Here is a 17,375-nt window from a genome sequence, read left to right as displayed (position 1 = left end):
TAGACTAATCCACCGTAGCAAAATCACCACCTCACCACTTAATATGCTTTTCCTTGCCACTCCGTCAGGCGCACGCGCATGTCGGGGAGCTGGTTTTTGAAAGCTACATCGTTTTTATCGCCCATTTTGAGGGCTTTGCGGCCGAACTCAATGGCGGTAGTGTAGTCTTTCTGGGAGGCTAGCAGCCGCGCCTTGATCCAGTTATTGCTGTACACGTCGTGCAGGCGGATCGACTCATTGATGTAGCGCAACGCTAGCTCGGCCTGCATGTTATTCTGCACCAGGTACTCGGCGGCCTGAGCCAGAAGCTGCCAGTTGCCGGGATTCTGCGTCAGCGTTTGCGTAATACCGGCCAGGGCCCTGCCGTGCACGTCACTTTCGATGAGCAGGCTCACGGTGCGTTTCTCCCAGGTCAGGTTGAGCTTGCCACCGGCGGGCACCACGTCGGAAAACCAGTACAGCAGCGTTTCGTGGAAAGGCGCTGGTTCGGAGGCAATAGGCAGGCGCACCAAGTCGTCCTTGGGGTCGTAGCCCTCGCTGCCCCAGTGCGTCGTCACGCGGTTCAGAATCAACTCCCAATCCCGTGCGGCGTGGGGCAGTACATAAAAGGAGTACTGGCCGGCCGGAACCACTTGCCCATTCACCGTTAGCGTGTCGGAAAACGTCAGGATGGTGTTTTCATTGGCACCCGCCCGCCACACTTCGTCCCACGGCACCAACTGGCCCCACACCGGGCGGCCTTTCACGCCGGGGGCGTGGTAGTCGACCGTAACCGTTGCCAACCCCAGGGCTTGTTGAAGCACCACGTGAGGGCTGGCCTGGGGCAGAGGCAGTTGCACGCTGGCCGTTGGTTGGGCGGAAATTGCTGAAAGTGGAGCAGTTGGAGTATCCGAGGCTGTCGTTTGCGCCAGGGCGGGCGAGCCAACAAGCGTCAAACCCAGACAACAACCAGCAAGCAGACGAGGGAACAACATAGGCAGGCGCAAGTAGGTGGAGGTAGGAACGCAGCGTAAGTCGGAAAACCAACAAAACAATAATGCCAGAAACGACTTTACTAAGCACAGGAGCTGTAAAGGTCCGCTTTCTTGCTAATTTTTTGAAGGAAAAGTTTTCATACCTCACCAGAGCGCTTACTTTTGCTCCGCAATTCAGTCCTATGTCTCTCGCCGCGCCACTCTTTCGCACTCCTGGTTTTTGGGCCGCCCCTGCAGTGGGCTTGGCCACCAGCGACCTGCGCGCGCCGCACCATCATGAGCACGGGCATCATTCCTCTTTCTAGAGGAAGCACACAATCATATTGCCCCCGTTGGGGAACTACGCTGGTTCCCTGGTCGCCCGAAAGGCGGCCCTGGCTGCTTTTGCCGTTTTCGGCCGCTCGCCAATTTCTACTACTCTCCGTTAGTGAATCCGAATGTTGAGCTGCCCGAAGCCAATTCAACATTCAACCCTCAACATTCAACATTTCCCTTATGATCCGTCTGGCCATCCAGAAGTCGGGCCGCCTGAGCGAAGATTCCCTGAATCTGATTCGTGAGTGCGGTATTTCGTTCGTCAGCAGCACGTATAAGCTCAAGACGGAAGCCACCAATTTTCCCCTGGAAATTCTGTTCCTGCGCGACGATGACATCCCCGGCTACGTGCAGGACGGCGTGGCCGACCTAGGTATTGTGGGGCAGAACGTATTAGTCGAAGCCGGTTTTCCGGCCCTGGAAGTCGAAGCCCTAGGTTTCAGCAAGTGTCGGTTGTCGCTGGCCGTACCGCGCGGCGAGGAATACAGCTCGGTAGCTAGCCTCCAAGGGAAGAACATTGCGACTTCCTACCCCGAGATCCTAGGTCGTTACTTGGCCGGCGAAGGCGTGCAGGCGCAACTGCATACCATTAGCGGCTCGGTGGAAATTGCCCCCAGCATTGGCCTGGCTGATGCCATCTGCGACATCGTGTCGTCGGGCTCGACGCTGCTTGGCAATGGTTTGCGCGAGGTAGAAACCGTGTTCCGCTCCGAAGCGGTGCTCATTGCCAATCAAAACCTAGGTGCCGAAAAGCAGCACCTGCTGGAGAAACTGCGTTTTCGGATGCAGGCCGTGCGCCGCGCCCGCCGCAACAAGTACATCATCCTAAATGCTCCGGTTGCCGCCCTCGACCAGGTGAAAGCGCTTTTGCCCGGCATCAAGTCGCCCACTGTGACGAAGCTCGCCGAAGAAGGCTGGGTATCGGTGCAGTCCGTGGTAAACGAGGATGACTTTTGGCACGTAACGGACCAGCTCAAGGCCGTCGGTGCCGAAGGCCTTCTAGTACTCCCCATCGAGAAAATGATTTCGTGATATAGCTGCTAGCTGTTGCTATTTAGCTGTTAGCTTCTGTTCAAACAGGAAAGATAAAACAGCTAATAGCCAACAGCTAGCAGCTAATAGCTATTAGCTGCCCATATGCAAGTCTTTCACTATCCCGTTCCGGCCGAGTGGCCCGCGCTACAGCAGCGCGCCGCGGCTGGCGAAGCCCGCCAGGTGGAGGAGCGTGTCCGCCAGATTTTTGACGATGTGCGCCAGCGCGGCGACGAAGCCCTGCGCCAGTACGCCGCCGAACTCGACGGCGCCACGCTTACCGAACTACGGGTCAGCCCGGATGAAATTGGGTCGGCCGTGGCGCAGGTGCCCGCCGATCTGCAAACGGCCATTCGTCAGGCGCACGCCAACTTGTGGAAGTTTCACGCCACTCAGCGTGCAGAGGAACCTAGGGTCGAAACCATGCCGGGCGTGACGTGCTGGCGGCGGTCGGTGCCGGTGCAACGGGTGGGCTTGTACATTCCCGGCGGCTCGGCGCCGCTGTTCAGCACCTTATTAATGCTAGGGGTGCCGGCTCGGTTGGCGGGCTGCCCGGAAGTTGTGCTCACCACGCCGCCCCAGAAAGATGGCTCGGTGAACCCCGTGATTCTGTTCACGGCTCAGCTGCTCGGTATCCAGACCATCATCAAAGCGGGTGGCGCGCAAGCCATTGCGGCGCTGGCTGGTGGTACCGACAGCGTGCCGGCCGTCGATAAAATTTTCGGGCCCGGCAACCGCTACGTCACGGCGGCCAAGCAGCTCGCCACTCAGCACGGCGTGGCCATCGATATGCCGGCTGGTCCGTCGGAGGTACTGGTTATTGCCGACCGCACGGCCGATCCGGCTTTCGTGGCCGCCGATCTGCTCAGTCAAGCCGAACACGGTCCCGATTCGCAGGTGCTGCTGCTGACCGATTCGGTGGAGTTACTGCCGCTGGTAACGGCCGAGGTAGAGCACCAGCTAGCCGAGTTGCCGCGTCGCGATGTTGCCGCCCGCGCCCTGACCGAAAGCCGCGCCATCCTGCTGCGTACGCCGGAGGAAATGTTGTTCTTCTCAAATCAGTACGCGCCCGAGCACCTTATCCTGGCCGTGAGCGACCCGGAAGCGTTGGCTGCTGGCGTGACCAGCGCCGGCTCCGTATTCCTAGGTCACCTCACGCCCGAAGCCGCCGGTGACTATGCCTCCGGCACGAACCACACCTTGCCCACCGGCGGCTACGCCCGCAACTACAGCGGCGTGTCGCTCGACTCTTTCCTGAAGAAAATTACCTTCCAGCGCATCACACCCGAAGGCTTGCTGCACGTGGGTCCGGTGGTCGAAACGATGGCCGAAGCCGAAGGGCTGCACGCCCACGCTCGCGCCGTGACCTTGCGCTTGGAGTCTATTAACAATTAACATTTACCAATTACCAATGAGAAACAGAATGCTGCATCGCTAGGGCAAGCTACTGTAGCGCTCCAAAAGGTGCGAACTAGCTTCCGCGGCTTGCCCACCGCTCCGCCCGACTTGTTTGTTAATGGAGAACTGTTAAATGATACCTGTTAAATGGTAATTGAAAATCTGGTTCGCCCGAATATCCGGGCGATGAAACCGTACTCGTCGGCCCGCGACGAATTTGAGGGCGAAGCCCACGTGATGCTCGACGCCAACGAAAATAGCCTCGGCAGCGCCGGCCCCGAGCGCTTTAACCGCTACCCCGATCCGCACCAGCGGGCCGTGAAAGCGGCCCTAGCGCCGCTGAAAAACGTAGCACCCGAGCAAATTTTCTTGGGTAACGGCTCCGACGAAGCCATCGACTTGCTCGTGCGCCTGACCTGCGTGCCCGGCCAAGACAGCATCCTGATCTTGCCGCCCACTTACGGCATGTACGAGGTGGCCGCCAACCTCAACGACGTGGCCATGGAGCGCCTGCCGCTCACTGCCGACTTCCAACTCTCGCCCGAAATCGTGGCGCAGGTGGTGGCTTCCAAGGCCAAGTTGGTGTTCATCTGCTCGCCCAACAACCCCACGGGCAATCTGCTCTACGCGGATGCCGTGGAAGAAATTTTGCGCGGATTCGGCGGGTTGGTCATTGTGGATGAAGCCTACGCCGACTTCACCACCGCCCCGAGCTGGACGACGCGCCTAGCCGAGTTCCCCAATCTGGTCGTGATGCAAACCTTCTCCAAAGCGTGGGGCCTCGCCGGGTTGCGCCTCGGGATGGCATTCGCCTCGCCCGAAATCATCGGCTACCTCAACAAGATCAAGCCTCCTTATAATATATCGGAGGCCACGCAGCAGCATGCGCTGGCCGCGTTGCAGGATGCCGAGCGCTTCGAAGCCATGCGCACCGGGCTGTTGAAAGGCCGCGACTGGCTGGCTGAACGCCTGCCGTCGGTGGGCATTGTGGAAGAAGTATTCCCCTCGGATGCCAACTTCCTGCTCGCCCGCTTCCGCCCCGATGCTACGGCCGTGTACGACTACTTGCTGGAAAAAGGAATCGTGGTTCGCAACCGCACGACCCAGCCCGGTTGTGCTGGTTGCCTGCGTCTGACGGTGGGTACGCCCGCCGAAAACGAGGCGTTGCTCACGGCGCTTCAAGAGTTCGAAAGCTAGGTTCGGCGGGTATGCAGCTCGTGGTGTTCTGCGGCATTCAGGCAACGGGAAAGTCAACCTTTTACCAGCGCCAGTTTTTCCATTCGCACGTGCGCATCAGTATGGATCTGTTGCGCACGCGCCACCGGGAGCGGCGAATGCTCGCGCTGTGCCTCGAAACCAAAATGCGTTGCGTGATTGACAACACCAACCCGACCCGCACCGAGCGCGCCGCTTACATTGAGCCGGCGCGGGCGGCGGGCTTTGAAGTGGTCGGCTACTTCTTTCAGTCGATAGCCGCGCAAGCCTTGGTGCGAAACCGGCAGCGCCCGTTTGAGCGGCAAGTGCCGGACCGGGGTATTAAAGGCACGCGCAACCGCCTGGAGCCCCCAAGCCGCGCGGAAGGATTCGACCGCTTGTACTTCGTGCGCATCGGGGCGGATCAGGAGTTTATAGTTACCGACTGGCACGATGAAGTTTGATGAGCTGGATTCGTTTGTCATGCCGGGCGGAGCGAGGAATCTGAGTTTATACTCTGGAAGATAACCTAGGTCTAGTACCCGGATTCCTCGCTCCGCCCGGCATGACAAACTCCGGCCCGCAGAAAAACCCGGCTCTGTGCCGCCTAACAAAAAAGCGAAGCTGTAGCTTCGCGCTTGCAGCCTACCACGCGAACTATTCCATTCGCGCTTCTTATGAAAAAAGTCCTCTTTATCGACCGCGACGGCACCATCCTCGTGGAGCCGCAGCCGAGCCAGCAGATCGACGCGCTGACGCCGGATAAGTTTCAGTTTCTGCCGGGCGCTATTTGCAACCTGGCCCGCATCGCCGCCGAGCTTGACTTCGAGCTGGTGCTGGTGAGCAACCAGGACGGCCTCGGCACCGACAGCTTTCCGGAAGACACCTTCTGGCCGGCCCACAACCTGATGCTCGACATTCTGCGCGGGGAAGGAGTGGCGTTTGCGCGCGAGCACATCGACCGCAGCTTCCCGCACCAGAACCTGTCAACCCGCAAGCCCGGTATCGGCATGCTCACCGAGTACCTGGCGCCGGCCGCCGGCTACGACCTGCAAAACTCCTTCGTCATCGGCGACCGGCTCACCGACGTGGAACTGGCCCAGAACCTAGGGTGCCAATCGATTTTGCTGCGCGAAGAAGCGGACCCGCGCGCCGCCCTCACGACGACGAGTTGGGCTGACATTTTTCAGTTTCTGCGGTTGCCCGCGCGCCGCGCCGTGGTGCAGCGCGACACGAACGAAACCAAAATCCGCGTGGAGCTGAACCTCGACGGCGCGGGTCGCCCGGCAATGCACACCGGCCTAGGTTTCTTCGACCACATGCTCGACCAGCTCAGTAAGCACTCGGGCGTCGACATAAAGATTGAAGTACAAGGCGACCTGCACATCGACGAACATCACACCATCGAGGACACGGCCATTGCGTTGGGCGAAGCTTTCACGCAAGCACTCGGCGACAAGCGCGGCCTCGCACGCTACGGCTTTTTACTTCCCATGGACGACGCCCTGGCACAAGCCGCCATCGACTTTTCTGGCCGGCCGTGGCTGGTGTGGGAAGCAGAGTTTAAGCGCGAGCGGGTAGGCGATATGCCCACCGAACTGTTTTACCATTTCTTCAAGAGCTTCTCCGATGCGGCCCGCTGCAACCTGAACATTAAGTGTGAAGGGCAGAACGAACATCATAAGATCGAAGCCATTTTTAAGGCCGTAGCCAAGTCCATCAAGATGGCGCTCGTGCGTGATGCGGCTAAGATGGAGATACCGAGCACCAAGGGGGTTCTTTAGTATTTATCCATTTGTTAAAACAAATGGATAAATACTATTGTGTTGATCTTCAATGGGCTTTGGTGTTTGTTTTTCTTGTGCGCAAGCGAATGCTAGGTTTAACTAACAGTCTATTCAGGGGAAGAGCACAAGGTAGTTGAAGTGTATAAACAAATGAGTAAAACACGATTGTTTCTCAAATGGAAATAGCGGTTATAGATTACAAAGGCGGCAACGTACAGTCCGTTTTGTTCGCGTTGGAGCGGCTAGGTGTGCAAGCCACACTGACATCGGATGAGGAAGTCATTCGCCGCGCCGATAAGATTCTGTTTCCCGGCGAAGGCGAAGCAGCCTCGGCGATGAGCGAGTTGCGTGCCCAAGGCCTCGACCGGTTGCTGCCGACGCTGACGCAGCCGTTCTTGGGCATCTGCCTGGGTATGCAGCTGCTCGGCACGCACAGCGAAGAGAATGATACCGAGTTGCTGAACATCCTGCCTTTCGAAGTAAAGCGCTTCCCGGCCGACGCGCAGCACAAGGTGCCGCACATGGGCTGGAACACGTTGCAGCGCCTCCGCTCGCCGCTGTTCGACGGTCTGAATGCCGAGGATTACGTGTACTTCGTGCACAGCTACTACGCCCCGGTCGGCGACTACACCATTGCTGAAGCCGAGTATCCGGCGCCCTTTAGCGCGGCCGTACAGCACCGCAACTTCTACGCCGTGCAGTTTCACACGGAGAAGAGCGGCCCGGTTGGCACGCGTATTCTGGAGAACTTTCTGAAGCTGTAAAATAGGGCTTAGTGCCTAGTTGTTCTTCTCTTGTCAGGAGGACTACCTAGGTCAAGCACCAAGCACTAAAAACGAATGGAAATAATACCCGCTATTGATCTAATAAACGGCCAGTGCGTGCGGCTAACGGAAGGGGACTTTGCTCAGCAAACTACCTACGACAACGACCCGCTCGCCGTGGCCCAGCGCTTCGAGCAGCACGGCGTGCGTCGCCTGCACCTGGTGGACCTCGACGGCGCGCGCGCCAAGCGCCCGGTGAATTTGCCGGTGCTCGAGCGCATCGCCCATCACACTAAACTGACGATCGACTTCGGTGGTGGCTTGCAGAGCGAAGAAGCCGTGCGTCAGGCTTTCGGCGCTGGCGCCGCTCAGATCACCGCCGGCAGCATTGCCGTGCGCAAACCCGAAACAGTTACAAACTGGCTGCGAACCTTTGGCGCGGAGAAGATTATCGTGGGCGCTGACTTCCGGAATAATTATATTTCCATTAACGCCTGGGCCGAGCAAAGTGAGCGGACACTGGCCGAGTTTATAGGCGAGTACCTAGGTTTCGGGGCCACCACGTTCGTGTGCACCGACGTGAGCAAGGACGGCAAGCTGCAAGGGCCCGCGCTGGAGAGCTACCAGGCGCTGCGCACGCAGTTTCCGGCGGCCCAGCTGGTAGCCAGCGGCGGCGTAACTACCATTGCCGACGTGGAAGCGCTGGCCGAGGCTGGCTTGTACGGCGCTATCATTGGCAAGGCCATCTACGAAGGCACAATTCAGCTGGAGGACTTGCGCCGGTTTTTATAGGTTGGTTTATGGTTGTTTGTTTTTGGTTTTTGCCTCTTCTGCATTCTCTCAAAAGGAGAAGAGTTGGCAGCCAAGATCAACCGGAACAAAAACCATAAACCAAAAACAAACAACCATAAACCAAATGTTAACCAAACGCATTATTCCCTGCCTCGACGTGAAAGACGGCCGCACCGTAAAAGGGGTGCGCTTCGAAGGCCTGCGCGACGCCGGCGACCCGGTGGCCCTAGCTTCGCGCTATGCTCGCGAAGGCGCCGATGAGCTCGTCTTCCTCGACATCACGGCCACGAACCAGAAGCGGCAGACGCTGGTGGCGCTGGTGCGCGACGTGGCCCGCGAGCTGGACATTCCCTTCACCGTGGGCGGCGGCATCGGCACGGTAGCCGATGTGGAGGCGCTGCTGCTGAATGGCGCCGATAAAGTGAGCATCAATTCGGCCGCGCTGCACCGCCCCGAGCTGATTGATGAGCTAGCTCGTCGCTTCGGCTCGCAGTGCATTGTGGTGGCCGTGGATGCACGCTACACGCCCGAAAACGGCTGGCAGGTGTACACCCGCGCCGGCACCCACAATACGGGCTACAACGCCGTGGCCTGGTCGCGCGAAGTTGCCGAACGCGGCGCCGGGGAGATTTTGCTGACATCTATGAGCAATGACGGCACCAAGGATGGCTTCGCTCTGGATCTGACGGGTGCAGTATCGCAGGCGGTTTCCGTGCCCGTGGTGGCCTCGGGCGGCGCCGGCAGCAAGCAGGACTTTACGGCCGTCTTCCAGCAAGCCAATGCGGATGCGGGCTTAGCGGCCAGTATCTTTCACTTCGGCGAAATCGGTATTGCGGAGCTAAAGCAACACCTGCGCGCTGATGGTATTCCGGTGCGACTTTGATTTTGTTTTTCGTTGTTGGTTGCTTGTTTTCCGTTGTTAGTTCCTCGCTTATATAGGCAAGAACAACAAACAACAATTGATAACGAGCTACTCAGAAAGTAGCCTACGACGAAAAACGAATAACCAGCAACAAAAAACGAACAAGATGGATTTTGAAAAAATGAATGGCCTGCTGCCGGCCGTGGTGCAGGATGCGGCGACCGGGCAGGTGCTGATGGTGGGCTACGTGAACGAAGAAGCCTGGCAGAAAACCCAGCGCGAAGGCCGCGTCACGTTCTTCTCGCGCTCCAAAAACCGCCTCTGGACCAAGGGCGAAACCTCCGGCAATTTCCTGCGCGTGGTAAGCACGCACGAGGACTGCGACGGCGACGCCGTGCTTATCCGCGCTATTCCGGACGGCCCCACGTGCCACCGCGGCACGACCAGCTGCTTCGAGCAACCTGAGCAAACGGCTTTACCAACGGCACCCATAGGCTTTCTGGCCGAGCTGGAGCGCCTGGTGCAGCGCCGCCGCGACTTCCCCGAGGAAGACCCCAAGTCGTACACGGCGTCCCTGTTCCGCAAAGGCATGCCCAAAATTGCCCAGAAAGTAGGAGAGGAGGCCGTCGAGACGGTCATTGATGCCGTGGCCGGTAACGTGGAAGGCTTGAAGGGCGAGGCGGCCGATTTGCTCTATCATCTGCTGGTGCTGCTGGCCGGTTCGGGCCTCACGCTGGAAGATATTGTGGCGGTGTTGCGCCAGCGCCATACCACGATTTCGGCCGGCGTGCGGCGGGAAGACAGCTGAAGATAATAATGGTATGGTGGCACCTGGCTAGGTGTTCGTGGTCGATGTTAGAGATGATTTACTAGCCTGGGATTCTGTTTTATAGGTTATATTATAGTAGGATTATATAGATAATGTCAGCTGGGAATATAAAAATAAGGCTTTTTGATTTATTCTATAAAAAGCTGCTTGTGTTATTAACTAGTAGTTAATAACATGAAATAAAGCGTGGAATTCGTGCTAGAGGAGTAGAATGCTATTAAATTTTGCAATTGGTTAGCTTTTTGAGATAGTATAATTATCTTGCTTACAGCTGAGCCTAGGCTCAGTAGGCTTTCTGATTCATTCTTTGCTACGCCATTATGCTTCCTTCCCCTGTTGTACATGCTATGCGATTCTGGCAAGATATGCTGGGCCAACAACACGAAACGCCACGCTCTTTCCTCTGGGAAAATGTAGAAGACATGGAGCCAGACGAAGCCGGTCCAATCGATTGGAAAAACCAAGAAGCGAAAACCCGCATCTACTTCAAGGGCGATAAGGTGATTTGCGTGTTAGGGGACTATGCTTATTGGCGGCGTCAGTGGCAGGCTTTTGCCAAGTGGCACGCGGTGGCGCTGAAGCAGGTAGGCTTGAACTAATGAGATAATAACAGAACGCGCTCCGGCGCGTTCGTTGTTTGTGCCAGTTGCCTAATGCTCGGTGAGTGGGCGAACATCATTGTTCCTTGCTGAGAGCCATAAAGCTAGGTTGCATGTTTAGTGCCGGGTTTTCTGTCTACCTTGCACCCCGATTTGCCCAGCTTCTATGCCCACGCCAACGACTGCCAACGCTTACCTAGCTACCCAAACGCTCACCGTGCTGGTTCCCGTATACAACGAGGAAGAAAGCCTGCCGCAGTTTGTGGTGGAAATGAACAAGTTTCTTGAGAAAACGCCCGTGGCCACCACGGTGCTCTTCGTCAACGACGGCTCCACGGATAAGTCCCTGGCCTTGCTGCGCGACATCTGCCGGCAGGATAGCCGTTACGAGTTTATTTCGCTGGCCAAAAACAGCGGCCTGAGCACGGCCATCAAAGCGGGCATCGACCATTGCCGCTCCACGCTCATCGGCTACATCGACTCCGATATCCAGACCACGCCGCTGGATTTCCTGCAGTTCTTTCAGTATTTCCCGCAGTTCGACATGGTCAATGGCATTCGGGCCAAGCGGCAGGATACGGTGGTGAAGAAAATGTCGTCGAAGATTGCCAACACCGTGCGCCGCACCCTCATCAACGACGGCATTCAAGATACGGGCTGCCCCTTGAAGATCATGAAGATCGAGTACGCGCGCCGGATTCCGCTGTTCCACGGCATGCACCGCTTTCTGGGGGCGCTGGTGCAGCTGCAGGGCGGCAAGGTGAAGCAAATTCCGGTGCAGCACTTCCCTCGTTTTGCCGGCACGGCCAAGTACAACCTCTGGAACCGCGCCTGGAAGCCCCTGGTTGATACGTTTGGCTTCCGCTGGATTCGCTCACGCTGGAAAAACTACGAAATCGGGGAGCAGCACCGCGGTGGCAGCGCCACACCGGCCGCGTAAGGGCTGCTGATCATGAAGCTAGATGTTTCCCTGGTCGCCAATGGGATTGGCCTGACCTCGCAGCTGCTGTTTTCCAGCCGCATCATTCTGCAATGGATTCAGAGCGAACGGGCCAAGCGCGTGCTGGTGCCTACCTTGTTCTGGCAGATCAGCTTGGTGTCGTCGTTTCTGATGATCGTGTACGGCATGCTACGCCACGACCCGGTTATTCTGGGCGCGCAGCTCATCAGCTACGGCATCTATATCCGCAACCTGCAACTGCTGGGCGAGTGGCGGAAGCTAAATGGCTTCTTCCGGGCGGGGGCTTACGTGTTTCCACTGGCTATGATCGGGTGGTTTGTTGCCGGAACCTCGTTCTTTAGTTTGCAAAGCATGCTTAATAACCGCATTCCGCGGGGCGTGCTCGTGCTCGGGGCCGTCGGGCAAACCATCTTTTTGCTGCGCTTCGTTTATCAATGGTTGTATTCGGAGCGGAAGGGCGAATCGGTGCTGCCGTTAGGGTTCTGGGGGGTAAGCTTGATTGGCTCGGCCCTTATCCTTACTTACGCCTTGCTGCGCCGCCCGATTGATATCGTGTTGATCTTAGGGAATGTGCCAGGACTGGTGGTGTACGCGCGGAACGTGGTGCTGCTCCGCCGCGAAATCAAAAGCCTGAGGGTGGAAGAAATTGAGAAGTAAGCTACCTGAGAAGGATAGAAAACGACAAGGGCCCCGAACAGTGCTGTTCGGGGCCCTTGTCGTTTTCTAGGGAAAGGAACTAGGGCTAGTTGGTAGTAGTCAGGGCATGCGTGCGCTCCCATTCTACAAACTGGGCTAGGCCGTCGGCCAATGAGGTCTGGGGGGAGTAGCCGAGTAGTTGACGTGCTTTGTTGATATCGGCGTAGGTCACGTCTACGTCGCCGGCCTGCATGGGCTGAAAATGCAGCTCGGGCGTGACGCCCACGGCCTCGCCAATGGCGTGAATCAGGTTGAGCAGCGTCACGGGGCTGTTGTTACCTAGGTTCACGGTCTGGTACACGCCGCTGTGGCTGAGTAGGTACTGCACGCCGCGGGCAATGCCATCGACGGTATCCGCTACGAACGTATAGTCGCGGGCCGTGCTGCCGTCGCCGAACACCGGAATAGGCTGCCCGGCGCGCAGCAGCCGCACAAACTTATGAATCGCTAGGTCGGGGCGTTGGCGCGGGCCATACACGGTGAAGAAGCGGGCGTTAATAACGTCCAGCTTATAAAGGTGATGGTAGGTGGCGGTGAGCTGCTCGCCGGCCAGCTTGGAGGCCGCGTAGGGCGAAATGCAGGAAGCCAGCAGGTTCATGTCTTCGCGGAAGGGCCGCTCGGGCGTGTTGCCGTACACTGAAGACGAAGAGGCAAAAAATAGTTTTCCAATGCCCCGCAGGCGCATCCACTCGAGTAAGTGGGTGGTGCCAATTACGTTATTTCCCAGGTACGCAATCGGCTGCCGCACCGAGGGGCCCACGCCGGCTTTGGCCGCCAGGTGCACCACCAGGTCGATGGGGTCGGCGGGCAGGGCGTCGGCCAGGGCTTCGGCGCCGCGCTGAAGCTCTACTTCGTGAAAGCTGAACAAGGGATGATGCGCAAAGCCGGCCATGTTGGCGAGCTTGAGGGAGCGGTCGTAGAAGGGATCAAAGTTATCCAGGCCCACCACGCGGTACCCGTCCGCCAGGAGCCGTTCGCAGAGGTGAGAACCAATAAAGCCTGCGCAGCCGGTGACCAGAACAGAAGCCATAAAAAAGAAGAGGAAGCAGCTAGGGGAAAGCCCGCCGAAGTCGGGGCGCCAAAGGTAATGGGAAATAACTATCTGCGCTTGACTTGGGTTTAAGGGGCTTTATACGGACTTTCGCCCAAATAGAAAGCCCGTAACCGGGGCACATACATGACAAGAATGACTACCTATAGAAGAGCGGTACGGCTGGTGTTGTTGGGCCTGGCCGCAGCGGGGTGTTCCGAAAATGCGCCGACCAGTTCGCTGCCTTCCGAGCAAAAGATAACGGTGGTAGGCCACGCCGGGTCCGGGTTTTTCACGCCCATCAATCCCTTTAATCCGTTGCCACCCAGTAGTCTGGCCGGGGTGCAGCGGGCGCTGGCTCGTGGGGCCGATGGGGTGGAGATTGACGTGCGGCTGAGTCGCGACAGTGTCCCATTCCTCTACCACGACCCAACGCTGAACACCATGTCGAGCGGGCAGGGATGCGTAAGCCAGTACACGGCCGCTGAGCTGGAAAAGCTAGCTTACCGGGGAGGGTTCATCTACGACTTGTTTCATGACGAGCGGCTGATGCGCTTGCAGGCACTGTTGGATAAGCTGCCGCAGGGCAGCAACGCGCCCGTCATCCACCTGGATCTGCACGAGGATGACAAGTGCGCCGCGCCGGGGGCACCTTCCCGCTCACCGCTGCTGGCGCGGGCGCTGGCGCGCCTGTTACATAAGTACCCTATTCCGGCGGAGCGGTTGCTGATTTTAACCACCAACGCGGAAACGTTACGCTACCTGCGCACGCTGCTCCCAACCGCGCCGCTGGGGCTTGAAATCACCAACAACTTTGAGCCCGGTCTTCAGCAGGCTATCCAGGACAAGGTGCAGGCCGTGGTAGTGGGCAAAGACGTGATTACGCCCGAGCGGGCCGCACAGGCGCAGGCGGCGGGCTTGCAGGTGGTCGTGTTTGGGGGGCGTTCGGCCAAAACGGTGGCGCGCCTGGTCAGTTGCCACCCCGATGTCATTGAAGTGGATAATGTACCCGAACTGCTCACGCAGCTGGGACGCTCCGTGGGGTCGGAGTAGATAGCATATCCAGCTTTCAACTTTACGCGTTACTTGGGAGCCAGGGTTGTCGGGTGATAACCGTGCGGTGCTTTGCTTTATTATATTAGTCTTTCTCGTGTCATTTGGCCAAATAGGTACCCGGTATCGGGCATTTCGGCGGCTAGCCTCGGTGCTGGTCGTGTGTGGATTTAGTTTTTTCGTGCACGGTTCGGCGCCGGAAGTGAGTCTAATGGAGTCGCGCAACTTTGTGGCCGCCCGCGAGATGGTGGCGGGCGGTTCGTGGCTCATTCCGACCATGAACCACGAACTGCGCCTGGCTAAGCCTCCGCTACCGACCTGGGCAGTGGCTGCCGTGCAGCTGGTTTCGAGCCCCACAGAAAACCTAGGTATCCTCCGCCTGCCCGCGGCCCTGATGGCCACCCTGCTGGTGCTGTTCTTCTGGGGGCTGGTAAAGGAGTTGGTCGCGAACCGGGCTGCCGAGCTCGACGCGCCAGGGCGCACCGCGTGGCTTAGTGCGCTGGTGCTCGCCAGCAGTTTGCTGGTCATCACGACGGGCCGGGAGGGACAGTGGGATATTTTTGCCAATAGCTTTCTGGTTGGGGCCCTCTGGCTATTGGTTCGGGGTTGGCGGAGCGCCGGTTCCGCTTATGCTAGCTTCGTTGGGGCAGGCCTGCTGCTGGGCTTATCGATTCTGAGCAAGGGGCCGGTGGCCCTGTATGGGGGGTTGCTGCCGTTTTTAGGCTGCTATGCTTCGCGGCTGAATGAAGAGCGTGCTGGTCTTCCTAGCCATAAGCGTGGAGCCCTGCTTGCCGCGCTAGTAGCCCTGGCTGTGGGAGGCGCCTGGCCGCTGTATATTCTCTACCATGTGCAGCCCGCGGCCCTTGCCGTAGCCCAAACGGAGGTAACAGCTTGGCGCGAGCGACACGTTCAGCCCCTTTGGTACTACTGGAATTTCTTTGCTTTTAGCGGGGTGTGGGTAGTGGCTGCGTTGGCTGGTCTGGCGGCACCGTATGCCCGGCGTCGGCTGACACCCTTTCTGCCGTATGTTTTTGTCCTGGGGTGGTTGGTGTTCTCCCTGGTACTGTTGAGCCTGGTGCCGGAGAAAAAGGAGCGGTACATGCTGCCATTATTGCCGCCGTTGGCCTTGCTGGCGACCGGTGCGCTGCGCTACTGGGAAACGGCGTTTGCCCGGCAGCAGGCAACCCATACCGACCGGCGCTTGCTGCGGTTTTGGGCGGGGGTGTTTACCCTGGCCTGCCTGGCGGCTCCGGCGGCAATGATAGGAGCGAGGCTACCCGGCTTTGGGCCGACTACGTTACGATTTGGGGCTACGGTAGTCGTTTGCGGTGGTTTGACATTGCTGGCTATTCGAGGCGGGTGGCAGCAGCGCCCGGCGGTGCTCATGCTAGGTTCCTTTACGTTGCTGGCGACGCTCATTACGGTGCTGTTGCCGGCGTACCCGCACTGGGAAGCCAGGCACGGCGAGCCGGGCCTGCGGCGACTGCGCGACGCCCGGCATCAGCCCGCCATTCAGGGGCTGCCGTGGTATAGCTTAAAGGAACTGCACGTAAAGCAGGTGTGGGCTGCCGGTAGAGCCGTACCGCTATTGCCCAAAATGGCCGCTGCGTGGAAGCTACCAGCGGCGCTTTTCGCGGATACGTCCGACATAACCGGTGCACCCGCGCTGAAGCGCCGGCGGGTGCGTATCGAGCGAGTCGATAGCTTCTTCCTGGGTCGTGAACGCAAGAACGGTAAGTGGTTTATCTTTTTATTGAAGCCCAAACGGTAGAAGGAAAGGTCGGAGGCTGTCTTATTTCATTTAACATAATATTTAAACGATAGCAAAATATAAGTGGGAGCACCCTATAAGAAGGAGTAGCTCCCGCTCAATCGTGTTAGCCTTATTTCAGCTGCTTGCGAATCTTCTCGAGCAGAATATTCACAATAGCTAGGTCTTCTACGTCCTGAATAGCTAAGGTAGAGTTAATACCAGGGCCTATGATGTGGACGGAATAAACGCCCACGCTTGTGTTTGGGTCCATATTCAAAGGCGGTAAAGGATTGGTGTTGCGTCTTTGGGTTTGGTTTGTTGTCGTCAGCGTGCCGCCATCAGCTTCAGGGCTAGCAGTAGGCGCAGTTTGTGTACTGCTAGCCTGCGTGGCTTCCGTAGGGATAGGAATAGAGGCTTCTGGTAATAAGCTTTCCGACTCTTCTAAGTCGTCTGTATCCAAACCAAATAAGCTGGATACGGCATCCCGCCCGCGTAGCGGCGGTACATGGCCAGTATCAGCAGGAGATCTATTTACTACAGGGGTAAATGGCTCGCTACTAGGGGCAGCAGCAACTTGTGTTGCTGGTATAAGGGTAGGTACCGCGTTGCCGTTATTCGTAACCGCTCGCAATGCGTTGAGTGGCATTTCTGTGCTGGCCAACTCCCGGCGGGGCGTTTGTTGGGCGGCGAGTTGGTCAATGTCGGCCATAATGTTGCGCTCATCCAGTACCCCAACCATCCGAGCACCATCAACGAAGGCTTTGGAAACATTCTGCGCATTGATTTCCTCCACACCGAACTCGCGAATAAGAATCACGTCGAACATGTGCACAGGTAACTCCCGGTTACGGAACTTCCGACAGATCTGCGTGAACAAAGGTGGATTCAGGAACGCCTCCCGATGGTATATCTTTTCCTCCTGCTTGTCATAAGCATGTTTGATGCGTCGGAACAGATTGGTCGTAGTCAGCAACTCTCGCTTGCTGGTAACTAATCCAAACTTAACGGCCGAGCCAATAATGGCCTTGAAGGAACCACTCACTTTGCGATTGAGCTTACGGGCACAGGTGTCGATGGCGCATTTGCCACCGGTATCATCAACTACTTCGGCTACTTCCCAGGCACTGGCATAACTAGTACGTGGGTAGTCTATAGTCTTAGGCATTGTTCTAGGTAGGTTTAAATACAGTACAATATACGAGCATAACTAAAGTAAGTATATAAAAGTGGTTAAAAGTATAAAAAAGTACATATATTATTTACTATTTTGTACTTTTTTATACTTTAATTTACTTATGTAATAGCTTTATGTATTATGCTGCCATATAACTGCCTC

General features: G+C 57.5%; 17 protein-coding genes. 14 read left to right on the top strand and 3 right to left on the bottom strand.

Annotated features, from left to right (window positions below; all coding sequences use genetic code 11):
* Window positions 1–38: 38 nt before the first annotated feature.
* The gene (locus IEX74_RS09710; protein WP_188813549.1) at window positions 39–974 is read right to left on the bottom strand and encodes a DUF2911 domain-containing protein; all 936 of its coding nucleotides are present in this window, start codon (window positions 972–974) and stop codon (window positions 39–41) included.
* Between the two features lie 486 nt (window positions 975–1,460).
* On the opposite strand from IEX74_RS09710, the gene hisG reads away from it, so the two are divergent.
* From hisG to IEX74_RS09650, 12 genes are all read left to right on the top strand, one after another.
* Entirely contained in the window at window positions 1,461–2,321 is an 861-nt protein-coding gene (hisG, locus tag IEX74_RS09705; protein WP_188814107.1) for an ATP phosphoribosyltransferase, read from the top strand.
* Window positions 2,322–2,426: 105 nt separating this feature from the next.
* Window positions 2,427–3,716 (top strand): histidinol dehydrogenase, encoded by a 1,290-nt coding sequence (gene hisD / locus IEX74_RS09700; protein WP_188813548.1) that lies wholly within the window; start codon window positions 2,427–2,429, stop codon window positions 3,714–3,716.
* Window positions 3,717–3,866: 150 nt separating this feature from the next.
* Window positions 3,867–4,916, top strand: coding sequence for a histidinol-phosphate transaminase (gene hisC, locus IEX74_RS09695; RefSeq protein WP_188813546.1), 1,050 nt, complete (start codon window positions 3,867–3,869; stop codon window positions 4,914–4,916).
* Between the two features lie 11 nt (window positions 4,917–4,927).
* Window positions 4,928–5,377, top strand: coding sequence for an AAA family ATPase (locus IEX74_RS09690; RefSeq protein ID WP_188813543.1), 450 nt, complete (start codon window positions 4,928–4,930; stop codon window positions 5,375–5,377).
* Between the two features lie 213 nt (window positions 5,378–5,590).
* Window positions 5,591–6,697, top strand: a complete 1,107-nt coding sequence (gene hisB, locus IEX74_RS09685) for a bifunctional histidinol-phosphatase/imidazoleglycerol-phosphate dehydratase HisB (protein WP_188813541.1) — start codon at window positions 5,591–5,593, stop codon at window positions 6,695–6,697.
* Between the two features lie 179 nt (window positions 6,698–6,876).
* Window positions 6,877–7,464 (top strand): imidazole glycerol phosphate synthase subunit HisH, encoded by a 588-nt coding sequence (hisH, locus tag IEX74_RS09680; RefSeq protein WP_188813539.1) that lies wholly within the window; start codon window positions 6,877–6,879, stop codon window positions 7,462–7,464.
* A 75-nt stretch (window positions 7,465–7,539) separates the two neighbouring features.
* Window positions 7,540–8,256 (top strand): 1-(5-phosphoribosyl)-5-[(5-phosphoribosylamino)methylideneamino]imidazole-4-carboxamide isomerase, encoded by a 717-nt coding sequence (gene hisA / locus IEX74_RS09675; protein ID WP_188813537.1) that lies wholly within the window; start codon window positions 7,540–7,542, stop codon window positions 8,254–8,256.
* A gap of 124 nt (window positions 8,257–8,380) precedes the next feature.
* Window positions 8,381–9,139, top strand: a complete 759-nt coding sequence (hisF, locus tag IEX74_RS09670; RefSeq protein WP_188813535.1) for an imidazole glycerol phosphate synthase subunit HisF — start codon at window positions 8,381–8,383, stop codon at window positions 9,137–9,139.
* Between the two features lie 79 nt (window positions 9,140–9,218).
* Window positions 9,219–9,926, top strand: a complete 708-nt coding sequence (gene hisIE / locus IEX74_RS09665; RefSeq protein WP_188814106.1) for a bifunctional phosphoribosyl-AMP cyclohydrolase/phosphoribosyl-ATP diphosphatase HisIE — start codon at window positions 9,219–9,221, stop codon at window positions 9,924–9,926.
* A 368-nt stretch (window positions 9,927–10,294) separates the two neighbouring features.
* On the top strand, window positions 10,295–10,546 hold the full coding sequence (locus IEX74_RS09660) for a hypothetical protein (protein ID WP_229755181.1): 252 nt from the start codon (window positions 10,295–10,297) through the stop codon (window positions 10,544–10,546).
* 166 nt (window positions 10,547–10,712) lie between these two features.
* A complete protein-coding gene (locus IEX74_RS09655; protein ID WP_188813531.1) occupies window positions 10,713–11,486 on the top strand; it encodes a glycosyltransferase in 774 nt (257 codons plus the stop codon).
* A gap of 12 nt (window positions 11,487–11,498) precedes the next feature.
* Window positions 11,499–12,164 carry a lipid-A-disaccharide synthase N-terminal domain-containing protein gene (locus tag IEX74_RS09650; RefSeq protein WP_188813529.1) on the top strand — a complete coding sequence of 222 codons (666 nt, stop codon included), beginning with the start codon at window positions 11,499–11,501 and terminating at the stop codon, window positions 12,162–12,164.
* An 85-nt stretch (window positions 12,165–12,249) separates the two neighbouring features.
* Here the strand turns inward: IEX74_RS09650 and IEX74_RS09645 are convergent, their stop codons facing one another.
* Window positions 12,250–13,233: a GDP-mannose 4,6-dehydratase gene (locus tag IEX74_RS09645; RefSeq protein ID WP_188813527.1), complete on the bottom strand. Its 984-nt coding sequence runs from the start codon at window positions 13,231–13,233 to the stop codon at window positions 12,250–12,252.
* A 156-nt stretch (window positions 13,234–13,389) separates the two neighbouring features.
* Between IEX74_RS09645 and IEX74_RS09640 the strand changes: the two genes are divergently transcribed.
* Both IEX74_RS09640 and IEX74_RS09635 read left to right on the top strand, forming a co-directional pair.
* Entirely contained in the window at window positions 13,390–14,286 is an 897-nt protein-coding gene (locus IEX74_RS09640) for a glycerophosphodiester phosphodiesterase (RefSeq protein ID WP_188813525.1), read from the top strand.
* Window positions 14,287–14,446: 160 nt separating this feature from the next.
* Window positions 14,447–16,057, top strand: a complete 1,611-nt coding sequence (locus IEX74_RS09635) for an ArnT family glycosyltransferase (RefSeq protein ID WP_229755180.1) — start codon at window positions 14,447–14,449, stop codon at window positions 16,055–16,057.
* Between the two features lie 112 nt (window positions 16,058–16,169).
* On the opposite strand, the gene IEX74_RS09630 is transcribed toward IEX74_RS09635, so the two are convergent.
* Window positions 16,170–17,204 (bottom strand): hypothetical protein, encoded by a 1,035-nt coding sequence (locus IEX74_RS09630; RefSeq protein WP_188813522.1) that lies wholly within the window; start codon window positions 17,202–17,204, stop codon window positions 16,170–16,172.
* Window positions 17,205–17,375 lie beyond the last annotated feature (171 nt).

The sequence above is a fragment of the Hymenobacter cavernae genome, from assembly GCF_014641455.1.
GTDB lineage: Bacteria > Bacteroidota > Bacteroidia > Cytophagales > Hymenobacteraceae > Hymenobacter > Hymenobacter cavernae.
This window is presented reverse-complemented; position numbering and strand designations above follow the sequence as displayed.